Origin of the sequence: Microbacterium sp. PMB16 (assembly GCF_051294855.1) — a bacterium.
In the GTDB taxonomy this organism is placed as follows: domain Bacteria; phylum Actinomycetota; class Actinomycetes; order Actinomycetales; family Microbacteriaceae; genus Microbacterium.
This window is the reverse complement of sequence record NZ_CP145908.1, coordinates 621,115-643,584: the sequence shown is the minus strand read 5'-3', so window position 1 is coordinate 643,584 and position 22,470 is coordinate 621,115. Positions and strand designations below refer to the sequence as shown.

The window sequence follows — 22,470 nt, the reverse complement described above, 5'->3', positions numbered from 1 at the left end:
CCGATGACCACTCCGACCGTCCCGTCCGTTCCGACCGTTCCGACCGACCTCGCTGACCGCCTGGGTCTCCCGCCGGGCGCCCGGGCGATCATCCTCAACGCAGACGACTTCGGCATGTGCCACGCGGCGAACACGGCCATCGTCGAACTGCTCACCGCCGGACGCATCGACTCGACGACGGTGATGGTGCCGTGCGCCTGGTCACCGGACGCGCTGGCGTTCGCCGCCTCGCGCACCGATCTCGACATCGGGGTGCACCTCGTCCTGACCAGTGAATGGACCCGCTACCGCTGGCGCCCCCTGACGGGCACCGCGACCACGCTCGTCGACGCCGACGGATTCTTCCCCGCCGACGTCGCCGTCGTGGAGCGCACGGCCTCGGACGACGACGTCGCCCGCGAACTCACCGCCCAGGTGCAGGCCGCCCTCGATGCCGGCGTCGACGTCACGCACCTCGACAATCACATGGGGTCGGTCTACGGACTCCTCACCGGCCGCGACTTCCTCCGTCCGGTGTTCGAACTGGCCGCACGTCACGGACTCCCGTTCCGTCTTCCGCGCAGCATGGACGGTGTCGGTACGGATGCCGCGCTGCAAGCGAAACTCCACGAGGCAGCCGCCGCGGCAGACGCGTTCGGCGTCGAGATCGTCGACCGGCTCTGGAGCCACCCGTTCGGCCTCCTCCGTGAGGGCACACCAGACGAAGAGACCTACGAGCAGGTGCGCGACGGCTTCGTCGCCCTGTTGCGCGCGGTGCCCGCCGGCGTGACCGAGATCTACCTGCACCCGATGGTCGACGGCGACGAACTCCGCGCGGCCGTCGACTACGGCGCGACGAAGCGCGGCTACGAAAGGCGGCTGCTCGTCGATCCGGTCGTCCTGCAGGCGATCGAGGACGAAGCGCTCGTGCGAGTCGGCTGGCGCGATCTGCGTGACCTGCAGCGGAGCAGCATCCGATGACGCCGGCGGGCGAGGGGTTCGGCGCCCGACTCCGCGCCCGGCGACTGGATGCCGCACCGACGCGGTCGCAGTCGATCGCCTTCGGCGCCTCGGGGTTCCCGACCCAGCTGATGGCGCAGACGTTCTCGGCCTTCGTCGTCTACTTCTACGTGTCGCATCTCGCAGTGCCGGCGGGGTGGGTGGCGGTCGCGATGATCGCCCACGGGATCCTCAACGCCGTGCTCAACCCGGTCATCGGCACGCTCTCCGACAGGTTGCGCACGCCGTGGGGCCGACGCATCCCGTGGATCGGGCTGGGCATCGTGCCGCTGGTCGTCGCATTCGCCCTGGTCTGGATGCCGCCCGAGCTGCCCGCCCCCGGACTCATCGTCTGGTTCCTCGTGGTGGTCGCGGTCTACGACATCGCTTTCGTGGTCGTCGTGCTCAACATCTCGGCGCTGTTCCCGGAGATCTTCCGCACCACCGCGGAGCGCTCCCGGGGCAACGTGCCGCGGCAGATCTTCGCGATCCTCGGCATCGTGCTCGGCACGGCCGGTGCGCCCGCGCTCTACGACAGCATCGGCTGGCCCGGCATGGCCCTGGCACTCGGGGGCGTCTGCCTGGTGCTGCTCGTCTGGTCGTTCTTCGGCGGCATGATCGAGCGCCGAGTGCCCGAGGTGGCATCCGACGATACGACCGCGGCGATGCGGTGGCGTGACCAGCTGAGCCTCACGTTCCGCAACCGTGCGTTCGTCCCCTACGTGCTGGGCTCGCTGTTCGTGCAGTCCGCTGTCGCCGTAATCCTTGCCGCGATCCCGTTCTACGTGCGCTACTCGCTCGGCGCGGCCGAGGGGGAGGGGAGCCTGCTGCTCGGGGCGATCTTCGTCACCGCCATCCCGTCCATCCTGCTGTGGAGTGCCGTCGTGCGGCGCGCCAGCCCGCGCACGGCGCTGCTGTGGAGCGTCGCCGTGTTCGGCGTCGCCGTGCTCGGCTACATCGCGCCGTCGACCGTGCTCGGCGCCGCGCTCGTCGGAGTGGCCGTCGGCGTCGGCGTCGGCGGGTTGCTGCAGCTGCTCGAGGTGATGCTCGCGCAGATCATCGATGCGGATGCCGCGCGCACCGGCCACCGCCGTGAGGGCGCGTACTTCGGGGTGAATGGGTTCGTCGTGCGCGGCTCGGTCGTGCTGCAGGCGATCGTCGCCGCCGGGGTGCTGACGGCATCCGGTTTCGACGCGTCGCTCGGCGACGCGCAGCCGGAATCGGTCGACGGCGGCATCCGCCTGATGCTCGCGGTGATCCCGGTCGGCCTCACCGCCCTCGCCTGGGTCTGCTTCTTCCTCTACCCGATCCGCTCCCGCGACGTCTGAGCACCGCCTCGTCTGTCCTGGTCAACCGGGTCCTGGTTAACAAATTGGTGTGATTAACCGCTTGACCACGTCTGGAACCTCGGGTTACTCTCTGCGTAACCGATTAACCAAAGACGATTGGACGGGCAGTGAGCCAGCGAGGTTTCTACCAGCCGCAGAGCGGATGGGTGGGGGATGTCATCCCCTGGCAGGAGAACGGCGTGCTCCACCTGTTCTATCTGCACGAGACGCGGCAGGTGCCGAAAGAGGGCATGCCGTGGCATCGCGTCTCGACCGAGAACCTCGTCGACTTCGCCGACCACGGCGAGGCGATCGCGTCGGGCGGTTCCGACTCCGACGACTTCAACATCTACACGGGCAGCATCGTCCGCGACACCGAGGGCGTGCACCACGCCTTCTACACCGGACAGAATCCCGACCGGCGCGGAGTCGACGGGCTGCCCCTGCAACTGGTCCTCCACGCGACCAGCGAAGACGACATGGCGTCGTGGCAGCGGCATCCGGAGCACACCTTCGGAGCGACCGCCGGGTACGAGACGGCCGACTGGCGCGACCCGTTCGTCTTCCGAGACGAGGGCGCCGACCTCTGGCGGATGCTGATCACCGCCCGGCACGACAACGGTCCCGAACGGCGTCGAGGCGTCATCGCCCAGTGCACCTCCCGCGACCTCGTGCACTGGGAGCCCGCCGCGCCGTTCTGGGATCCGCGGCGCTGCGTCGCGCACGAATGCCCCGAGGTTTTCCAGTGGGGAGACTGGTGGTACCTGGTCTCCTCCGAGTTCAGCGATGCGTTCATGACCCGCTACCGCATGGCGCGCAGCCTCGACGGACCCTGGATCGTCCCCGAGCACGACACCCTCGACACCCGCGCCTTCTACGCGGCCAAGTCCGCCGCCCGCGGCGACCGACGCTTCTTCTTCGGATGGATCGCCACACGCGAGGGCGGCACCGACGACGGTGCCTGGCAGTGGGCGGGCACGATGTCGGTCATCGAAGCCGAGCAGCGCGCCGACGGCACGCTCGCCTTCCACCCGACGGATGAGTTGCGCCAGACATTCGACACGCCGACCGCCGCACTCCCCGCGCACACGACGCTGCTCGCCCCGGACGGGTACGGGCAGGTCCTCAGCGAGGAGATCCCCGAAGAATCGTTCCGTCTCGTCGCACGGTTCGACATCGCGGCCGGCACGCGGGAGTGCGGCATCGTGCTCCGGGTCGGCGATGACGGAGAGTCCGGCTACAGCCTCCGGCTCGAACCGCAGCGCAACCGCCTCGTCTTCGACCGCTGGCCGCGTCGCTCCACCGGAACCGAGCAGTGGCAGATCTCGGGCGACGTGCCCTTCGTGATCGAGCTCGAGCGTCCCGTCGATCTCGCACCGGGCGTGCACGAGCTCGAGGTGATCGTCGACGGCGAGCTGTGCGTCGCGACCGTCGACGACTCGACAGTCCTGAGCACGCGCCTCTACGACCACCCGACCGGCCGGATCGGAGCATTCGTCGGCGAAGGAGAGGTCGCGTTGCTCGAGTTCACCCTGCGCGCGCGTGATCGCTCTCCCGTCGAGGCGCGAGAGCCCGGCCTCCTCACGACGCACGTGTGACCGCTGCACCCCTCAACCCGATGGACATCGAAGGAGATTCACCATGATTCGACCCGCACGCAGGATCGCGCTTCTCGCCACCGCCGCGACCACCGCGCTGGTGCTCACCGCCTGCGGGGCAGCATCCCCCGCCACCGACCCGACCGACGTCGACCCGGAGGGGGAGGTCGTGCCCCGTGAGATCTCCTGGTTGCTCTCGCGTCCGGCGGACGGCGGCGTCATCACCACGATGGAGAAGATCGCAGACGAGTATGCCGAGGACCACCCCGGATTCGCACTCAACCTCATCACGACGCCGGATCGTCCTTCGTACATCCAGAAGTACGAGACGCTCGCAGCGGCGAACAAGCTCCCCGAGCTCTTCGACACCGACGCGACGCCCTTCGCCCAGAAGCTCGCCGAACAGGGGCGGATGGTCGACGTCGACCTCCTCCTCGACGACCTCGGCATGACCGACGACTACCGGCCGGCGGCATTGAACTACCAGCGGTTCGACGACGGCTCCCTGTACATGGTGCCCTTCGAGTTCCAGCTCGAGTTCTTCTGGTACAACAAGGCCCTCTTCGAAGACGCCGGCGCGACGGTGCCCGCCACTCTCGACGACTTCCCGCAGATGTGTGAAGACCTCCGCGCTGCGGGTGTCACGCCCATCGCGCTCGACGGACAGGACCAGTGGCCGCTCGAGCGGTACATGGCCTACTACCCGTTCCGCATGGCAGGGCCCGAGTACGTGCAGGACCTGAAGAACGGGGATGCCTCGTTCTCCGACCCCGCCGGGCGCGCCGCGGCCGAGTGGCTGTACTCGCTCGGGCAGGCCGGCTGCTTCTCCGAGGGCTTCTCCGCGACGGGCTACGCCGATGCGCAGGCTCAGTTCACCTCGGGTGCGGCGGCCGTGTACAACATCGGCACCTGGGAGCTCGGCAACCTCGCCACCGAGACCCTCGATGCCGGTGTTCGCGACGACGTGGACTACTTCACCCTCCCGACGATCGACGATGCGGCGACTGCCGACAACGAGTACGTCACGCCCTCCGGCATCGGCATGGCCGTGAACGCCAAGACCTACGACCCGCTGGTGCGCGACTTCCTCGCCTTCGCCCTCGAGCGGTACCCGGAGCTCTACGCGTCGACGGGTGCGCTGTCGCCCACGTCGTCGGCGGCCACGACCATCCCCGACACGGCCACATCGCTCTACGGCCGGGCCGTGGAGCAGGCGGACGGGGTCGGCGAGGCGATCGCCATGCCGTGGGACACGCAACTGGACCCGGCCACCAACACGCGGCTCCAGCAGGAGCTCACCCTGCTCGTGCAGGGCGAGATCACGCCGGACGACTTCATCGAGACCATGGACAAGGCTCTCGCGGAGAACAGCGATGGCTGACGTCCTCTCGTCCGGGACGGTCGCGGCCCGCCCGCGCCCGTCCCGGCAGCCGCGGCGCCGGCCGATGTCGGGGGCCATGCTCCCGCGTCGATCCACGCTCTCGGTCCTCGTGTTCCTCATCCCTCCGCTGCTGCTCTACGGCATCGCCGTGCTGCTGCCGATCGTGCAGTCGCTCGTCCTGAGCTTCTTCCGCTGGGACGGCATCACCGACATGGCGTTCGTCGGCTTCGACAACTACGTGAAGATGCTCACCCGCGACGACGTCTTCTGGACGGCCTTCGGGAACGCGGTCGGATACCTCGCGATCTGCCTCGTCCTGCAGCTCGGCGGCGCCCTCTTCGTCGCCGGACTGCTCACGGCCCTTCCCAAGGCGCGGGAGCTCGTCAAGACGATCTATCTCCTGCCTGCGGTGATCTCCACCGTGGCCATCGCCATCCTCTTCCAGCGGATCTACTCGCTGGACCCGGTGGGTCTGCTGAACCAGGCGCTGGCCTGGATCGGGCTCGAGGGCCTGCAGACCGCGTGGCTGTCGAATGTGCAGACGGTGCTCGCCGCGGTGTCCATCCCCGAGGGATGGCGCTTCACAGGTCTCTACATGCTGATCATCTACGCGGCGCTCATGGCCGTGCCTCGCGAGCTCGAAGAGGCAGCGCGTCTGGACGGCGCCTCCTGGTGGCAGGTCTTCTGGCGGATCCGGTTCCCCTACATCCGGCCCGTGTGGATCACGACCACCATCATGGCCACCACGTTCGCGCTCCGCGGCTTCGACATCCCCTATCTGCTCACCGGGGGCGGACCGGGTCAGGCATCCGAGCTGCTGACCACCTATATGTACAAGACCGCGTTCGTGCACACCGACTACGGCTACGCCAGTGCGATCTCGGTGTTCATCGTCATCGAGTGCCTCGTCGCCGTCGGACTCATCCTGCTCCTGCTGCGCCGGAAGGATCGAACATGACCTCCACCTCCACCCTCGCGCCCGTGGCGACGGCACCCCCGCGGCCCCCGGTCCTCCGGCGCGGCTCGACACGGCTGCGCGCTCAGCGCACTCTGCTCACGGTCACCATCGTGCTGATCGTGCTCGTGCAGATCTACCCGCTCGCCTGGCTCTTCCTGACGAGCTTCCGCACGGCGGCGGACTTCGCCGGTGGCAACCCGTTCGCGCTCCCGTCGGAGTTCACGCTCGACAATTACGGACGCGCGTTCGCCACCGGCAACCTCGGGCTGAACATCGTGAACAGCCTGATCGTCACCCTCGGCTCCAGCCTGCTGATCGTCGTCGCCGGCATGATGGCCGCCTTCGCGCTGCAGGTGCTCGGGTTCCGGTTCAGCGGGATGGTGCGCGCGCTGTTCCTCCTCGGGATCATCGTGCCCGTGCAGATCGCCCTGGTGCCCCTGTTCATCGACTACTCGCAGGTCGGGCTGCTGGACACGCATCTCTCGATGATCATCCCGCTCGCCGCCTTCGCCCTTCCCATGGCGGTGTACCTGTTCTCCTCTTTCTACGAGTACATCCCCCGTGAGACCTACGAAGCAGCGTCCTTGGACGGTGCGGGCCCGTACCGGATCTTCCTCACGATCACCTCGCCGTTGTCGGTCAACACGATCATCACGGTCGTGCTCGTGAACAGCATCTTCATCTGGAACGACTTCATCTTCGCGAACACGTTCGTGCTCTCCGACGGCCTGAAGACGATCCCCCTGGGACTGCAGAACTACATTGGGGCAATGGGCAACACCGACTGGACGGCGACCTTCGCCGCGGTCTGCGTCTCGGTGACCCCGTTGCTGCTCGTCTTCCTCGTCCTCAACAAGGCGATGATCCAGGGCCTCGAGAGTGGAGCGACCAAAGGATGAGTACTACAGGGCAGGGCGCGCACGCGCCGAATGTCACGATGCGGGATGTCGCGAAGGTCGCGGGAGTCTCGGTCGCCACGGTCTCGCACGTCGTCAACGACAAGCCGGGAGCGCGCATCGGGGAGGATGCCCGTCGACGGGTGCACGACGCCGTCGCCGCGCTCGGGTATCGTCCCAACGCGCTCGCGAAGACTCTCTCGCAGGGGACATCGCGCTTCATCGGTCTCGTCGCCGACCAGATCGCCACCACTCCCTTCGCCGGTCAGATCATCCACGGTGCTCAGGACGAGGCCTGGAAGCATGGCTTCGTGCTGCTCGTGGCCAACACCGACGGCAACGCCGAAGTCGAGAACGACGCGATCGCGATGATGCTCGAGCACCAGGTGCGTGGCATCCTCTACTCCACGTGGTTCCACCGCGAGATCACGGTGCCGGCCGCCCTCCATCAGACGGACTCAGTTCTCGTCGACTGCTTCGCGCCCGACAGCGGTCTGCCCGCGGTCGTGCCCGACGAGGTGCAGGGCGGGCGCACCGCCACCGATGAGCTGATCGATGCCGGGCATCGGCGGATCGCGTTCGTGAACACCACGACGCCGTCGCCCGCGCAGACGGGGCGGCTGACCGGTTACCGCGAGGCGCTGGCCGCGGCAGGCATCGAGGTCGATGACGCGCTGGTGTTCCCGGCATCCCCGGAGCAGGAGGGCGGCTACCTGGCGACGCCGCAGGTCATCGAATCGGGTGCCACCGCGGTGTTCTGCCACAACGACCGGGTCGCGATGGGCGTGTACGACGGGCTGCGCGAGCGCGGTCTGCGCATCCCGGAAGACATCGCCGTCATCGGCTTCGACAACCAGGATGTGATCGCGGCGCATCTGCGCCCGACGCTCTCCACGGTCGCGTTGCCCCACTACGAGCTCGGTGCGATCGGAGTGCGTGTGCTGCTGGGGCTGGAGACGCCCGCGGACGCCACGCCGACTCTCGTCGCCTGCCCGCCGATCCGGCGCAGATCGGTCTAGTCAGATGGCCGCTCACACCGCGCAGCAGACCCTCGCTGGTCTCGTCGTGCGCCCGGCGTTCCACTTCACCCCGCGGACCAACTGGATGAACGACCCCAACGGTCTCGTGTACGCGCACGACCGCTGGCACCTGTACTTCCAGTACAACCCCGAAGGATCCGACTGGGGGAACATGAGCTGGGGGCACGCCACCAGCCGGGATCTGAGGCACTGGACCGAGCACGAGGTCGCGCTGCCGTATCGCGCCGGCGAGCAGATCTTCTCCGGATCGGCGGTCGTCGCCCCGGACGGCGCATTGATCGCCTATTACACGAGCGCCTACGACGACGGTCATCAGGCGCAGTCGACGGCACGCAGCGCAGACGGCCACCACTGGGTCTCGGATCCCGGCAACCCGGTGCTGGACCGCGGCACATCGTCGTTCCGAGACCCGAAGATCATCCGTCATGCCGGCGAAGACGGGACGATCACCTGGGTGATGCTCGCCGTGGAGGCGGACGACCGGCAGGTGCTCTTCCACACATCCCGCGACCTGGTCACCTGGGAGTACAGCGGCTCCTATGGACCGCTGGGCCCGGAGGGCGTCGTCTGGGAGTGCCCCGACCTCGTGCGCCTCGCCGTGGACGACGACGAGAGCGACCAGCGCTGGGTGCTCCTGCTGAGCACGAACCCGGTTGGCGCCGATCCCGACCCCGAGGGGTCGTCGATGAGTGCCGTGATCGGCCGGTTCGACGGCAGGGTGTTCACCTCGGATGCCGAGGAGCTGACCAGGGTCGATCACGGAAGGGACTTCTACGCGGGCGTGACGTTCGACAGCGCCCCCGGGGGTCGCGCAGTGATGCTCGGCTGGATGAGCAACTGGCGCTACGCCGCAGACGTCCCCGCCGCCCCGTGGCGTGGTGCGATGTCGCTGCCGCGGCAGCTGTCGTTGCGAACGCTCGACGGGATGCCGGTGCTGTTCCAGGAGCCGGCCGAGTTCGTCGGGAGCCTTCTCGCCGAGGCGGAGGAGACCGAGGTCGCCACGCCGTGGCGCGCACGCCATGACGTGCACGCGTTGCTCGAGTTGCGCTGGGCTCCGGCGCAGACCGGAGCGCTCCGGTACGAGGTGCGCGGCGACGCGGACGCGGTCATCGCCGTCGAGCACCTGCCCGAGTTCGGCGAGGTCAGGATCACCCGTTCCGGCGCGGACGCCGCTGCGCTGCATCCGGATTTCCCCTCGTCGGTCGTGTTTCCGCTGAGCGTCTCCGACGAGGCGCGGATGCTGGTGGTGATCGACGGGCCGCTGGTGGAGATCTTCTTCAACGGGGGTGAGGCGACGGCATCCCATCTCCTCTTCACGGACTCGCCGACGGTCACGTCGCACCTGTCGTCGACGTTCGGCGGGCCGGTCGCCCTCAGGATGGCCAGGCCGGCCGCCGCGGAGAATCCGGAAGGCGGCGCCTGACTCCGGACCCGTCTCCGTCCCCTCCTCGTCCCTCCCTCGTCCCTCCTCCACCGCTGTTCCGACCGTTGTTCCGACACCGGGCGCATCGTCGCGCCCGATTCCCCTTGAAAGGACACTGAAATGAACGATTCCATCTCCCGTCGCGGAGTGCTCCAGGCGGCTGGCGCCGGCACTCTCGCGATGTTGTTCGGCGCAGCCGCACCGGCAGTGGCGCATGCCTCTCCCGCACTCCGGCCTGCCGCAGCATCATCCGCAGGCTCGCAGCGGGCCGTCTTCCACATGACCCCGCCGTCCGGCTGGCTCTGCGACCCGCAGCGTCCCGTCACCACGAACGGGGCGTATCAGCTGTACTACCTGCACTCGGGGCAGAACAACGGTCCCGGCGGCTGGGACCACGCCACGACCGCCGACGGCGTCGCGTTCACGCACCACGGCACCGTCATGCCGCTCCAGCCCGACTTCCCGGTGTGGTCGGGATCGGCGGTCGTGGACACGGCGAACACCGCGGGGTTCGGGCCGGCGCGGTCGTCGCGCTGGCCACGCAGCCGACGGACGGGGTGCGCAAGTACCAGGAGCAGTACCTGTACTGGTCGACCGACGGCGGCTTCTCGTTCACGGCACTGCCGGACCCGGTGATCGTGAACACCGACGGGCGCACCGCCACGACACCAGCCGAGGTCGAGAACGCCGAATGGTTCCGCGACCCGAAGATCCACTGGGATGCGCTGCGCGGCGAGTGGGTCTGCGTGATCGGCCGGGCGCGCTACGCGTCGTTCTACACGTCGCCGAACCTGCGGGACTGGGAGTGGACGTCGAACTTCGACTATCCGAACCACGCGCTCGGCGGCATCGAATGCCCCGACCTCTTCGAGATGACGGCCGGCGACGGTTCGTCGCACTGGATCTTCGCGGCGAGCATGGATGCGTACGGCATCGGGCTCCCGATGACCTACGCCTACTGGATGGGCACCTGGAACGGCACGCAGTTCGTCGCCGACGACCTCACGCCGCAGTGGCTGGACTGGGGATGGGACTGGTACGCGGCCGTCACCTGGCCGAAGGCGGAAGCCCCGCAGACCCGCCGCCTGGCGATCGCCTGGATGAACAACTGGAAGTACGCCGCGCGCGACGTGCCCACCGACGTCACCGACGGCTACAACGGGCAGAACTCGATCGTGCGCGAACTCCGCCTCGAACGACAGGCAGGCGGCTGGTACACGCTGCTCAGCGCGCCCGTCGCGGCGCTCGCCGGCTACGCCACCGCGACCACGATGCTGCCCGCCCAGACGGTGAACGGCAGCGTGGTCCTTCCGTGGAGCGGCCGAGCGTACGAGATCGAGCTCGACATCACCTGGGATCAGGCCGCCAACGTCGGGCTCTCGGTCGGGCGGTCGTCCGACGGTGCGCGGCACACCAACATCGGCAAGTACGGCGCCGAGCTGTACGTGGACCGCGGGCCGTCAGACCTCTCCGGCTACGCGCTCGCTCCCTACACCCGGGCGGCAGCACCGATCGACGCGAGCACCCGGTCGGTGCACCTGCGCGTCTTCGTCGACACGCAGAGCGTCGAGGTCTTCGTGAACGCGGGCCACACCGCGCTGTCGCAGCAGGTGCACTTCGCGGAAGGCGACACCGGGATCTCGCTCTACTCCGACGGGGGCCCTGCGACCTTCTCCGGCATCACGATCCGCGAGTTCGGGACGCCGATCTGATCGGGCACCGGGAGTTCAGGAATCAGCCGCGCGTCGCGCTTCCCACCCCGTCGCCACCATCTCATCGACGCTGTACCGCATCTTCCAATCGAGGTCGCGTGCGGCCAGTTCACCGGTGGCGACGATGCGGTCGGGGTCTCCCGGGCGGCGCGGGCCGATCTCCGGCGTGAAGTCGATTCCGGTGACGCGGGCGACCGCGTCCATGATCTGCTTCACGCTGAGGCCGTCGCCGGACCCGAGGTTGTAGGCGGGTTCGATCGGCTGCCCGCCGGCGAGGCGCTGGGCGGCTTCGACGTGAGCGGCGGCGATGTCGCCGACGTGCACGTAGTCGCGCACGTTGGTGCCGTCTTCGGTGGCGTAATCGTCGCCGAAGATCTTGGGATTCTTCCCGGCGATCAGGGCTTCGAACACGATCGGGAAGAGGTTGTGCGGGCTGACGTCGTAGACCGTGCGGTCTGCGGAGCCGACGACGTTGAAGTACCGCAGCGACGTGTGCCGCAGTGGGCGCTCCGAGTCTGCGGTCGCGATGCCCTGGTCGCGCAGCAGCCATTCGCCGATGAGCTTCGATTCGCCGTAGGGGCTGGCCGGACGCTTGGCGGTGTCCTCTTCGACGAGCGCGACGTCGGGGGTGCCGAAGACCGCCGCCGACGACGAGAACACGATGTTCGCGACCCCCGCAGCCTCCATGGCCTCGAGGATGACCCGAGTCCCCTCGACGTTCTGCGCGTAGGTGTGCAGCGGACGCTGCACCGAGACGCCGGCGTACTTGAACCCGGCGACGTGGATCACGCCTTCGGCGTGGTGGTCGCGGAGCGCCTTCTCGACGAGTTCGCGATCGAGGATGCTGCCCTGCACGAACGCGACGCCTTCCGGCACGAACGACGAGACGCCGCTGGAGAGGTCGTCGAGGACGACCGGGGTGAGGCCGGCTTCTGCGAGGGCCCGCACGACGTGGGCTCCGATATAGCCGGCGCCGCCGGTGACGATCCAGGACATGTCTTTCCTCTCCTGCCGCAGGTTCGCCGCGGCTCGGTCACTCATTCTTTCAGGCGCCGCTGCCTCAGCCGGCTGACGCGGCTCACGCGTCTCAGGCGTCGCGGTGCGCCCCGGCTGACGGGGTGACCGTGAACAGGCTCGGCGCGGTGAACCCGGCCGCCGCGAAGGCGGCGGTGACGGCGTCGGACACCGCGGCGACGGCATCCTGCTCGATCAGGGCGATCGCCGCCCCGCCGAAGCCGCCGCCGGTCATCCGTGCGCCCAGCGCGCCCGTCGCGAGCGCTGCCTCGACGGCCGTGTCGAGCTCGGGGACCGAGATCTCGAAGTCGTCGCGCATCGAGACGTGCGAGGCGACGAGCAGGTCGCCGATCGCGCGGGCTCCCTGCTCGCGGACGACGCGCACGGTGTCGAGCACCCGCTGATTCTCGGTCACGACGTGGCGCACGCGCCGGAACGTGACATCGTCCATCAGCTCCTGCGCGCGCGGCAGGTCGTCGACCGAGACGTCGCGCAGCGAGGGCACACCCATGATCTCGGCGCCGAGCTCGCACGACGCCCGGCGCTCGCCGTAGCCGCCCGTGGAGTGCGCATGCTTGACGCGGGTGTCCATCACGAGGATCGCGAGCCCGGCTTCGGCGATGCCGAGCGGGACGAGCTGCGTCTCGAGCGAGCGGCAGTCGAGGAAGATCGCGGCATCCGGCTCGCCCAGCATCGATGCCATCTGGTCCATGATGCCGGTGGGAGCGCCGACGGCCTCGTTCTCGGCGCGACGGCCGATGCGGGCGAGGGCGGTGCGGTCGAGTCCGGCGTCCCAGAGGTCGTTGAGGGCGGATGCTGCGGCACCCTCGATCGCGGCGGAGGAGGAGAGCCCCGCGCCGACCGGCACATCGGAGGCGATCGCGATGTCGATGCCGCGGAACGGGTGGGTGGACCCGTCTGCGCCGTTGGACCCGTCGGTCGCGAGCGCCTGGCGGAGGGCCCACGCCACCCCGAGGGGATACGCGGCCCACTCCGGCATGGCGGGCTCTTCGCCCGTCGCGGTGGGGAACAGCCCGTCGAGCTCATCGAGCGCGACCTCCACCGGCTCCTCGGCGAACGTCGAGGCGACACGCACCCGGCCGCGATCGTCGTCGCGGCGGCCGACGGCCGCGACCGTGCGATGCGGGATGGCGAACGGCAGCACGAAGCCGTCGTTGTAGTCGGTGTGCTCACCGATGAGGTTCACGCGTCCGGGGGCGGACCACAGTCCGTCCGGCTCGCGGCCGGTGAGTTCGCGGAAGAGGGCGCGCGCGGCATCCTGCGTGTCGGTCATGCGGACTCCTCCTCGCCCTTCGACAGGCTCACGTCCCCATCCGCGTCTGCGCGTTCGATCGCCTCGCGGATGCGGGCTGCGCCCTGCTCGGGCGTGACCTCGGCGGCCCACGCCCACATCGCGGCCTCGGAACCGGCGAGGAACTTCAGCTTGTCGGCGGCGCGGCGGGGGCTGGTGAGCTGCAGGTGCAGACGCACGGTGTCACGGCCGACGTTGACCGGAGCCTGGTGCCAGGCGGCGATGTACGGGGTCGGGGAGTCGTACAGCGCGTCGACTCCCCGCAGCAGACGCAGATAGAGCGGGGCGAGCTCGTCGCGCTCGGCATCCGTCGTCTCCGCGAAGTCGGGAACGTGACGGTGCGGCATCAGGTGCACCTCCAGGGGCCAGCGCGCGGCGAACGGCACGAAGGCGGTCCAGTGCTCGCCGCGGAACACGACGCGCTCCGACGCCTGCTCGAATTCGAGGATGCGCTGGAACAGGTCGGGAGCGGTGCGGTCGATGGACTCCAGGAGCCGTGTCGTACGCGGTGTCACGTAGGGGTAGGCGTAGATCTGTCCGTGCGGATGCGGGAGCGTCACGCCGATCGCCTCGCCCCGGTTCTCGAACGGGAAGATCTGCTCGATGCCGGGGAGCTGCGAGATCGCGGCCGTGCGATCGGCCCACGCCTCGATGACGGTGCGGGCGCGGGTGACGGACTGCGTGCCGAACGAGCCGGAATGCTCGGGGCTGAAGCAGACGACCTCGCAGCGTCCGACCGACGTGCGGGTGCGGCCGAGACCGAGGGCGGCGAGGTCGTCGAGGCCGCGGGGAGGGTTGCCGGCGGCAGGAGCCGTGCCGAGCGCTTCGGCCAGTGCCGGCCCGAAGGCGGGAGAGCGGTTCTCGAACACGGCGACGTCGTAGCGCGACGGCACCTCGGAGGGGTTGTCCGGCGTCTGCGGGGCGAGCGGATCGGCGGACGCGCTCGGCATCATGACGCGGTTCTGACGGTTCGCGGCGACCGTGATCCAGTCGCCGGTGAGCACGTCGAGGCGCATCGTCGCGGTCTCCGGTCGGGGGTCGAGTGCGCGCGCGTCGACCGCGCGATCGGCACCGAGAGTGGTCCCCGGATCGTCGTAGTAGATCAGGTCTCGGCCGTCGGCGAGCGTCGTGGCTCGTTTGACGACGCCAGCGCCGAGGGTCTCGGTGCGCAACTCCGCAAGATTGTCCGTGTTCACGTAAACATGGTACGCACACGGCCGTGGTAACGTCAACATTCCTGAGTTATGCACGGAGGATGCCGGTGACCGACCCCCACTCACGCTCGCCTCGCCCCTCCTCCGGCCGCGTCTCGATGGCGATGGTCGCCTCCCGCGCCGGTGTCTCCGGGCAGACCGTCTCCCGCGTGGTCAACGACAGTCCGCGCGTCGACCCCGCGACCAGGGCCCGCGTGGAACAGGCGATGTCCGAGCTCGGCTACCGCCCGCATCGCGCCGCGCGTGCCCTGCGCACCGGACGGTCGCAGACGATGGGCTTGGTGGTGACCACTCTCGCCACGGTCGGAAACTCCCGGATGCTGCAGGCCACGGCCGAAGCAGCGGCCGAGCGCGGGTATGCCCTCACGGTCGTCACCGCCGCCGAGGGCGTCGCGCCGGCGTTCGAGCGCCTCGCCGAGCAGGAGGTGGACGGGGCCATCGTGCTCAACGAGGCGTCCGCGCAGGTCTCCGCGACCGAACGCCCCTCCGGTCTGCGCCTCGTCGTGGTCGATGCCCCGACGGAGGCCGGATTCGCGGCGGTGCACAGCGACCACCATGGCGGAGCCGCCGCCGCGACCGCGCATCTGCTCGAGCTCGGACACGACACCGTGCATCACCTCGCCGGGCCCGCCGACTCGTACGCCGCGGCAGAGCGCGAGCGCGGATGGCGCGAGACGCTCGCCACCGCCGGTATCGATGCGCCCGAGATCGTGCGCGGTGACTGGACCGCCGACTCCGGATTCGCCGCCGGCGCTGCCCTGGCCGCGGCATCCGCCGTCTTCTGCGCCAACGACCAGATGGCCCTCGGTCTGCTGCGCGCGCTCGCCGAGTCTGGTCGACGGGTGCCGGAAGACGTCAGTGTGATCGGCTTCGACGATGTGCCGGACGCCGCGAACTACCGCCCGCCACTGACCACGATCCGCCAGGACTTCGCGGCGCTCGCACAGCGCGCGGTCGGTGCGCTGGTCGCCGAGATCGAGGGAGAGGATGCGGGGATCTCGTCCGCCTCCGTCATCCCGACGTCGCTGATCGAACGGGCCAGCACGAGTCGGCGCTGACACCGTTCACGCCGAGCCCGACAGCTCCGACGTCACTTTGAGATCGATCGGGATGCCGCGCGCCAGAACCGCCGTACCCGCAGCGACGATCGCTGAGATCTCGCGGATCTCGGCCGGGTCGATGTTCGGCGCGCCGCTGCGGCACGATCCCACGACCGACTGCAGCAGCCCCGTCAGCATGTCCTCGTTCGACTCGATCTCGAACTCGAGGGCGCCGGCCGCCGTCTGCGCCCGACCCCGTGTCCACGGACCCCACTCGGCAGGGCCGTGGAGCGTCGCGGTCCTGCCGTCGCGCCAGATCAGGCGAACGCCGCTGCCACTCGGTTCGATACGCGCACATCCGGGCCCGAAGGTCGCGACGGCGAGGTCGACCAGGTGCACGCCGTACCAGGCGAGGCCCGGATGCCCCGGCAGCGCGACGAGCGGACCGACGAGGTCGATCGACTCGATCGCCGGCGCAGCGTCGAGTGCGCGGAACGCGGGAGTGAAGCGCTTCGGCGAGCCGCTCAGCACCAAGCATCCGGAGTCCCTCGCGAGCTGCAGCATCGCATCGGCATCCTGCGCGTCGAGCGCGAACCGCGTGTCCACGTAGACAGGTCTGCCGAAGGCGGCGATGCGGGGGAACTGCTCGCGGCGCGTGCGCACATCGGACGAGACCAGCAGCAGGGCGTCGGATGCCTCGGCGACGGCCTCCGGCGAGTCGAGAAGCCGCACGCCGGCCTTCGCGAGTGCCGAAGCATTCGCGTCGTTCCGGTCGCGGCTGGGTGGGAAGTCCTCCGACGTGGGCCCCTGCCAGGCCGACACGACCGTGCCGCCGTGCACGCGACCGGTGCGGCCGTCACCGAACAGCCTGGTGAACTGCAGGGCGTGCGAGGAGTCGACGCCGATCAGCCCGAAGCGGATCGGCCGCGAGTCTCGGGCCGCGTCGTCGTCGGTCATCCCTTGATCCCGCTCGAGGTGATGCTCTCGACGATGTGACGCTGCAGGAATATGAAGATCAGGAAGCAGGGCACGAAGCTGATCAGCGCCGCCGCCATGATGTTCGACGTCGACACGGTTTCGGTGTTGAGCGTCGCCAGGCCCACCGTGAGAGTGCGGGCTTCGTCGGACTGGCCGACGACCAGTGGCCAGAGCAGATCGTTCCAGTGCCAGAGGAAGACAAAGATCGCCAGCGTCGCGAGGACCGGCTTGATCAGCGGCAGGACGATCGAGACGAAGGTGCGCCATTCGCCGGCGCCGTCGATGCGCGCGGCGTCGAACAGCTCGTCGGGCATGTCGATGATGAACTGGCGGATCAGGAAGACCGCCTGCGCGTTCGCGAGCGTCGGCAGGATCAAGCCCCAGAGGGTGTTCACGCCTCCGGCGCCCGCGACCAGGATGAAGGTCGGGATCAACGTCGCCTGCATCGGGACCATGAGCGTCGCGATGATCGACCAGAGCAGGGCGCTGCGCCCGGGGAATCGCTTGCGGGCGAGGGCGTAGGCGGCCATCGACGCGGTGAAGAGCACGATCACGACGGAGACGACCGAGTAGACGACCGAGTTCCACACCCAGGTCGGGAACTCGCCCACCCGGAAGATCCGGATGATGTTGTCGAATGTGAGCGACTCGGGAATCGCGTGCGGGATCGTGGGGGCGTCGGCCGGCGACAGCGCGAGGATCACGACCGCGATCAGCGGTGCCACGGTGAACAGCGAGATCACGATCAGGGAGACGAGGGTCCAGGTCTGGCGTCCTGTGCGAGGTCGGCGCCGGCGACGGGCATCTCCCGGTCGCGGGGCAGGGCGGATGCTGTCGGCGACGGCGGCGGGAGTCATGGCGGTCGAGGTCATCACCGCTCCTTCCTTTCGAAGAAGCCTCGCTGGATGAGCGAGAGCACGAGCACGATGACGAACAGGACGATTCCGACGGCGGCGGCGTACCCGAAGTCGAAGAACTTGAAGCCCTGGTCGTAGAGGAAGTAGATGAGGCTGTAGCTGGCGCGAGCGGGTCCGCCGCCGGTCATCACGTAGATCGTGTCGAAGACCTGGAAACCGACGATCGTCTCGATCACCAGCACGAAGAAGGTCACCGGCTTCAGCAGCGGGAGAGTGATGTGCCAGAACGACTTCCACGGCCCCGCCCCGTCGATCGTGGCGGCCTCGTGGATCTCCGCCGGCTGGGCTTTGAGCCCCGCGAGGAAGATCAGCATCGAGTAGCCGAAGCCCTTCCAGACGGCCACGAGGGCGAGGCTCGCGAGGACGAGCCACTGATCGCCCGTGAGGAAGGGCACCGGTTCCAGGCCGACCGACGTGATCACGGTGTTCAGAGGACCGTCCGAGGCGAAGATCCACTTCCACACGATGCCGGCGAGCACGAACGAGCTGAGGTACGGCACGAACAGCAGTGCGCGGAACAGTCCGCTGAACCTCAGGAGCTTGTTCAGCAGCACGGCGCCGGCGAGCGAGACGATGATGATCAGCGGCACGAAGAGCACGACGTAGAGCAGCGTGACCCACAGGCTCTGCCAGAAGTGCGGGTCGGCGAACAGCCGGGTGTAGTTGTCGGCGCCCAGGAACTCGATGTCGCCGTTGAGGCGGTAGCGGGTCATGCTCATCGCTCCTGCACCGGCGATGGGGAGGAACTTGAACAGGGCGAAGATGACCAGGGTGGGGAGGATGAACAGGATGCCGGCCAGCGCCTCGCGGCGACGTGCGGTGCGACCCGCAGCAGCCCGGGCGCCGGAGGTGCGGCGCGGTGCGGTGGTGACGGACATGGCGTCCTCTCGGGGGAAGGTGCGGGGGCCGGAGCCCCCGCACCGTGGCGGGAAAGTGGTCAGGAGCGGTCGAGAACGGCCTGCGCTTCGTCAGCGGCCTTCTCCAGTGCTTCCTTCGGTGAGAGGTCGCCGCGCAGTGCCGACTGGATGTACGGGGCGAGCACGGCCATCACCTGGCGGGCGGCGGCGTTGGGCTCGCCGGGATTCGCGACCTTCAGGGCTGCTTCGTAGGCGGCCCGGTCGGCCTCGTCGCCGGCGATCTCGACGTCGGTGCGGGTCGGGAAGTTGCCGGCCGCGGCGTTCAGCTCGGTCTGGAAGTCCTGCGAAGTCAGGAAGGACAGCACCGCATAGGCGGCGGCCCGGTTCTCGTTCTTGTTGATCGAGGTGAGGGAGAGCAGGCCGGGGTTCCCGTAGGTCGTCTGCGTCTCGCCCTCGAGCGGTGCGCCGACCACGACCTCGTCGTCGCCGAGAGCAGCGCGCATCTGCGCGAGCTCGGCCGGTGAGGTGGTCGGACGGATGCCGACGGTGCCGGCCGCGAGCGGGGAGCCTTCGATGCCGACCGCCTGGGTGGCGGCATCCGCGGGGAGCCCCCCTTCCTTCTGCAGGTCGACGAGGAACTCCAGAGCCTCGACGCCCGCCTTCGAGTCGAACGCGACCTTGGCGCCGTCGTCGGAGAACACGGTGCCGCCGGCCTGCCAGAGGAAGGGGTAGAAGCTGAGGTTGAGCGTCTGCTCCGGCGTGCCGAGGTAGTCCATCACGGCGATGCCGTTGTCGGCGAGCACCGGGGCAGCCTCGCGGATCTCGTCCCACGTCGTGGGCAGCTCGAGGCCGGCGTCGTCGAAGACGGTCTTGTTGTAGGCCGTCGTGAAGACGTTCTGGAACAGGGGCACGCCGTACAGCTCGTCCTCGAACGTCGCGGAGTCGAGGGTCGCCGGGTAGAAGGCGTCGCGATCGTCGGCGATGGCATCGTCGACCGGGAGCAGGCCGCCGACGTTGAGGTAGGTCGCGGCCTGGTCGGGCGTGATCAGCACGATGTCGGGGCCGGAGTTCGCGGCGAGCGCCGCGGAGATCTGCTCGTCTCGTTTGTCGAAGGTCTGCAGCTCGATGGTGAGGTCGACGTCGGGGAACTCCTTCTCGAAGTCCGCCTCGGTGGCTTCCCAGAAGTCCTTGCTGGCCGCTTCGTCGCGGATCACGGGGTACATCCAGAGCGTGACCTCGCCCTTCGCCTCCCCATCCGCGGGGGCCCCGGTGTCGGCGGCGGGCGATGAGCAGGCGGTGAGGGCGAGCGCGGCGACGGCGGTCAGGGCGGTCGCGCGAGCGATGCGGTGCTTCATTGCAGTGGTCTCTCTCTCGGGTGGGTAAGAAATCGGGTGGGGGTCGGAATCGGTGGGTGTCAGACCGGCAGGTCGATTGGTGCCGCGCGGTGCGCGCGGGCGGTCTGCTCGAGCGCGGTGAGGGCTGCGGCATGGCGCGGCGATGCCGGGTTCGACAGCAGCGGGTCTGCGGTGTCCTGCATCCACGACCACAGGGCGGCGGCGAACTCGGCGATCGTCTCGGTCCGGGCGGGATCGTCGATGAGGTTGTCGAGCTCCTCGGGGTCGGCCCGAAGGTCGTAGAACTCCATCATCCGACTGGTGCCGACGGTGGGGCCGGTCAGGTCGACCGGGATGCTGCGGTGCATCCACGACTGGGTCGGATCCATGGCCCGCGGAGCGTTGGACAGGTTCAGGATGAGCTTCGCGTCCGCGGAGCGGACTGACCGCTTCGGGTCGAAGTAGGTGTGGTACGTCAGCTGCCCGTAGGCGAAGGCCCGCGCCGGGAGATCCTGCTCGACGAGCGCGACAAGGCTCGTTCCGGCGACATCACCCGGAGAGGCGGATGCTGTCAACTCGAGCAGCGTCGGCACGACGTCGACGTGGCTGACGAGACCGCCGATGCGCCGCGCCCGCCATGCGGGGTGACCGGGCACCCGCAGGATGAGGGCGACTCCCACGCCGGCGTCGTAGAGCGTGCACTTCGCCCGGGGGAGGGCCAGGCCGTGGTCGGTCGTGAAGACGACGATGGTGTCGTCGGCGAGGCCGAGTCGTCCGAGCTCGGCGAGGATCGCGCCGACGCCCTCGTCCATGTGGCGCACGGCGCCCTGCAGTTCGGCGATCTCCTCGGACGCGTCGGCCGTGTCGGTCAGGTAGGGCGGCACGGACACGCCGTTGGCGGAGTCGGATTCGACGTCGTCGCCGAGGAAGCCCATGATCCCGGCGCGATCGCGGCTCGAAGGGCTGCGATGCGGTTCGTGGAAACCGACCTGCAGGTAGAAGGGCTGATCGGCTGCCGCGGCGCGCGTCAGCGCGTCGGTCGTCCGGTCGACCACGGTGTCGCGGTCGCCGCCGCTGCGTACGCGGTCGAACCCGAGGCGCTCGGCGATCTCCTCATCGGGGAGGGTGCGCGATTCGTGGTGGACGCCGATGAGCTCGGTCCGATATCCCGCCCGGTTCAGTCGATGCGCGATGTGCGTCGTCGGGTCGACGAGGTCCCACCCGAACGGCTCGTGAGTGAGACCGAGAACGCCGTGGCGCTGTGGGTAGGCGCCGGTGAACAGTGACGCTCGCGCCGGACTGCAGTGCGGCGAGGTGGCGAACGCGGCGTCGAAGACGGTCCCCTGCGCGGCGAGGGCGTCGAGGTGCGGGGTCGTGACCGTGGTCACCCCGTATGCGCCGAGGAAACGGCCCAGATCGTGGCAGTGCAGCAGCAGGATGTTGCGCGGCATGCTCATGCCATCCTCTCGAGAGCGTCGCGGGTCACCCGGTGCTGCAGCTCGTCGTTCGCGAGGAAGCGGGCGACCTCGTCGATCACGATCCGACCGGCGCGTGCGCGCGATTCCCTGGTCGCCCCGGAGACGTGGCCGGTCAGGAGCGCGCCCGGCAGTGCCCGCCACCGATCGTCGTCGGGGAGCGGCTCCCGCTCGAAGACGTCGAGTGCGGCATCCAGCCGTCCGGAGGAGACCTCGTCGTAGAGCGCGTCCATGTCGATGAGTGAGGCGCGCGCCGTGTTGACGATCACGGCGCCGTCGCTGAGCGAGGAGAGTTCCCGGCGGCCCAGCATCCCGGCCGTCTCGGAGGTGGCCGGCGCGTGGATCGCGATGACATCGCTCGTCGCGAGGACCTCGTCGAGAGAGTCGGAGTTCGCCGCGAGCGGGTCGCCGTCCGGCAGGTAGGGGTCGTAGACGCGCACGTCCGCGCCGAGCGCGGTGCACAGGCGGATGTACTCGCGTCCGGTGCGGGAGGCGCCGATCACGCCGACGCGGCATCCGGAGATCTCCCTGGCGCGCTCGATGTCGCGCGCGGCGTCCCAGGGGAGGCCGTGGCGCAGAGCATTGTCCATCCGGTGCACACGCCGCAGCAGGGAGAGAGTCAGTGTCAGCGACATCTCTGCAACGGCGGGGGACATCGCGGCCCCGGCCTGCGAGATCGGGATGCCGGAGTCCCAGAACGCGTCGGTCACGAGGCTCCGCACCGACGAGGCGGCGTTGACGACGAGTCGCAGGCGCGGCATCCGGGCGAGCATCTCCCGATCGAGAGCGGGGAAGCCCCAGGCGACGATGGCGATCTCCGTCTCGGCGAGGGCGTCGGAGTCGCCGGCGTCCTCGGGCGAGACGGTGATGACATCCGGCGTGAGCGCCGCGAGCGCCGCACGGCTGTCGGCGGGGAAGAATGCCGCCCGTTCCGGCGGCGCGATGCTCAACAGCAACCGGGGCGCGGGGATCTGCGCCTTCGGGGTGGTCAGGACGACATCGTTCGACATGCCCT

Annotated in this window: 18 protein-coding genes and 1 pseudogene; 10 read left to right on the top strand and 9 right to left on the bottom strand. The window is 69.2% G+C overall.

What is annotated here, in order from left to right; translation table 11 throughout:
- Window positions 1-3 precede the first annotated feature (3 nt).
- The 9 genes and pseudogenes from V5D55_RS03150 (at window position 4) to V5D55_RS03110 (ending at window position 11,314) form a co-directional block, all read left to right on the top strand.
- Window positions 4-960 carry a polysaccharide deacetylase family protein gene (locus V5D55_RS03150; protein ID WP_435747574.1) on the top strand — a complete coding sequence of 319 codons (957 nt, stop codon included), beginning with the start codon at window positions 4-6 and terminating at the stop codon, window positions 958-960.
- Window positions 957-2,306 carry an MFS transporter gene (locus V5D55_RS03145; RefSeq protein WP_435747572.1) on the top strand — a complete coding sequence of 450 codons (1,350 nt, stop codon included), beginning with the start codon at window positions 957-959 and terminating at the stop codon, window positions 2,304-2,306. Before V5D55_RS03150 ends, V5D55_RS03145 begins: the two co-directional genes overlap by 4 nt.
- Window positions 2,307-2,434: 128 nt before the next feature.
- Window positions 2,435-3,904 carry a glycoside hydrolase gene (locus V5D55_RS03140; protein ID WP_435747570.1) on the top strand — a complete coding sequence of 490 codons (1,470 nt, stop codon included), beginning with the start codon at window positions 2,435-2,437 and terminating at the stop codon, window positions 3,902-3,904.
- Between the two features lie 43 nt (window positions 3,905-3,947).
- Window positions 3,948-5,285 (top strand): ABC transporter substrate-binding protein, encoded by a 1,338-nt coding sequence (locus V5D55_RS03135; protein ID WP_435747568.1) that lies wholly within the window; start codon window positions 3,948-3,950, stop codon window positions 5,283-5,285.
- Between the two features lie 76 nt (window positions 5,286-5,361).
- Window positions 5,362-6,243, top strand: a complete 882-nt coding sequence (locus V5D55_RS03130; RefSeq protein ID WP_435749251.1) for a carbohydrate ABC transporter permease — start codon at window positions 5,362-5,364, stop codon at window positions 6,241-6,243.
- Complete coding sequence (locus tag V5D55_RS03125; protein WP_435747566.1) at window positions 6,240-7,142, top strand: carbohydrate ABC transporter permease; 903 nt, start codon at window positions 6,240-6,242, stop codon at window positions 7,140-7,142. The genes V5D55_RS03130 and V5D55_RS03125 overlap by 4 nt, the downstream gene beginning before the upstream one ends.
- A complete protein-coding gene (locus V5D55_RS03120; RefSeq protein WP_435747564.1) occupies window positions 7,139-8,158 on the top strand; it encodes a LacI family DNA-binding transcriptional regulator in 1,020 nt (339 codons plus the stop codon). The genes V5D55_RS03125 and V5D55_RS03120 overlap by 4 nt, the downstream gene beginning before the upstream one ends.
- Window positions 8,159-8,162: 4 nt before the next feature.
- Window positions 8,163-9,602, top strand: a complete 1,440-nt coding sequence (locus tag V5D55_RS03115; RefSeq protein ID WP_435747562.1) for a glycoside hydrolase family 32 protein — start codon at window positions 8,163-8,165, stop codon at window positions 9,600-9,602.
- A gap of 120 nt (window positions 9,603-9,722) precedes the next feature.
- A pseudogene (locus V5D55_RS03110) lies at window positions 9,723-11,314 on the top strand (glycoside hydrolase family 32 protein).
- A gap of 15 nt (window positions 11,315-11,329) precedes the next feature.
- On the opposite strand, the gene galE reads toward V5D55_RS03110, so the two are convergent.
- The 3 genes from galE to galT all read right to left on the bottom strand — a co-directional run bounded on the left by galE (window position 11,330) and on the right by galT (window position 14,836).
- The gene (gene galE, locus V5D55_RS03105) at window positions 11,330-12,310 is read right to left on the bottom strand and encodes a UDP-glucose 4-epimerase GalE (RefSeq protein WP_435749250.1); all 981 of its coding nucleotides are present in this window, start codon (window positions 12,308-12,310) and stop codon (window positions 11,330-11,332) included.
- Between the two features lie 91 nt (window positions 12,311-12,401).
- Entirely contained in the window at window positions 12,402-13,622 is a 1,221-nt protein-coding gene (gene galK, locus V5D55_RS03100) for a galactokinase (protein WP_435747560.1), read from the bottom strand.
- Entirely contained in the window at window positions 13,619-14,836 is a 1,218-nt protein-coding gene (gene galT / locus V5D55_RS03095) for a galactose-1-phosphate uridylyltransferase (protein WP_435747558.1), read from the bottom strand. The genes galK and galT overlap by 4 nt, the downstream gene beginning before the upstream one ends.
- A gap of 116 nt (window positions 14,837-14,952) precedes the next feature.
- On the opposite strand from galT, the gene V5D55_RS03090 reads away from it, so the two are divergent.
- Window positions 14,953-15,912 carry a LacI family DNA-binding transcriptional regulator gene (locus tag V5D55_RS03090; RefSeq protein WP_435749249.1) on the top strand — a complete coding sequence of 320 codons (960 nt, stop codon included), beginning with the start codon at window positions 14,953-14,955 and terminating at the stop codon, window positions 15,910-15,912.
- Between the two features lie 6 nt (window positions 15,913-15,918).
- Here V5D55_RS03090 and V5D55_RS03085 read toward each other — a convergent pair whose 3' ends face one another.
- Genes V5D55_RS03085 through V5D55_RS03060 form a run of 6 tightly spaced genes read right to left on the bottom strand, consistent with a single transcriptional unit; the run spans window position 15,919 to window position 22,465 of the window.
- On the bottom strand, window positions 15,919-16,851 hold the full coding sequence (locus tag V5D55_RS03085; RefSeq protein WP_435747556.1) for a gfo/Idh/MocA family oxidoreductase: 933 nt from the start codon (window positions 16,849-16,851) through the stop codon (window positions 15,919-15,921).
- Window positions 16,848-17,744, bottom strand: coding sequence for a carbohydrate ABC transporter permease (locus V5D55_RS03080; protein WP_435747554.1), 897 nt, complete (start codon window positions 17,742-17,744; stop codon window positions 16,848-16,850). The genes V5D55_RS03085 and V5D55_RS03080 overlap by 4 nt, the downstream gene beginning before the upstream one ends.
- Entirely contained in the window at window positions 17,744-18,667 is a 924-nt protein-coding gene (locus V5D55_RS03075; RefSeq protein WP_435747552.1) for a carbohydrate ABC transporter permease, read from the bottom strand. Before V5D55_RS03075 ends, V5D55_RS03080 begins: the two co-directional genes overlap by 1 nt.
- Before the next feature lie 59 nt (window positions 18,668-18,726).
- Window positions 18,727-20,001 carry an extracellular solute-binding protein gene (locus tag V5D55_RS03070; protein ID WP_435747550.1) on the bottom strand — a complete coding sequence of 425 codons (1,275 nt, stop codon included), beginning with the start codon at window positions 19,999-20,001 and terminating at the stop codon, window positions 18,727-18,729.
- Window positions 20,002-20,060: 59 nt separating this feature from the next.
- The gene (locus tag V5D55_RS03065) at window positions 20,061-21,437 is read right to left on the bottom strand and encodes a sulfatase family protein (protein ID WP_435747548.1); all 1,377 of its coding nucleotides are present in this window, start codon (window positions 21,435-21,437) and stop codon (window positions 20,061-20,063) included.
- Window positions 21,434-22,465 (bottom strand): hydroxyacid dehydrogenase, encoded by a 1,032-nt coding sequence (locus V5D55_RS03060; RefSeq protein WP_435747546.1) that lies wholly within the window; start codon window positions 22,463-22,465, stop codon window positions 21,434-21,436. Before V5D55_RS03060 ends, V5D55_RS03065 begins: the two co-directional genes overlap by 4 nt.
- Between the last annotated feature and the right edge of the window lie 5 nt (window positions 22,466-22,470).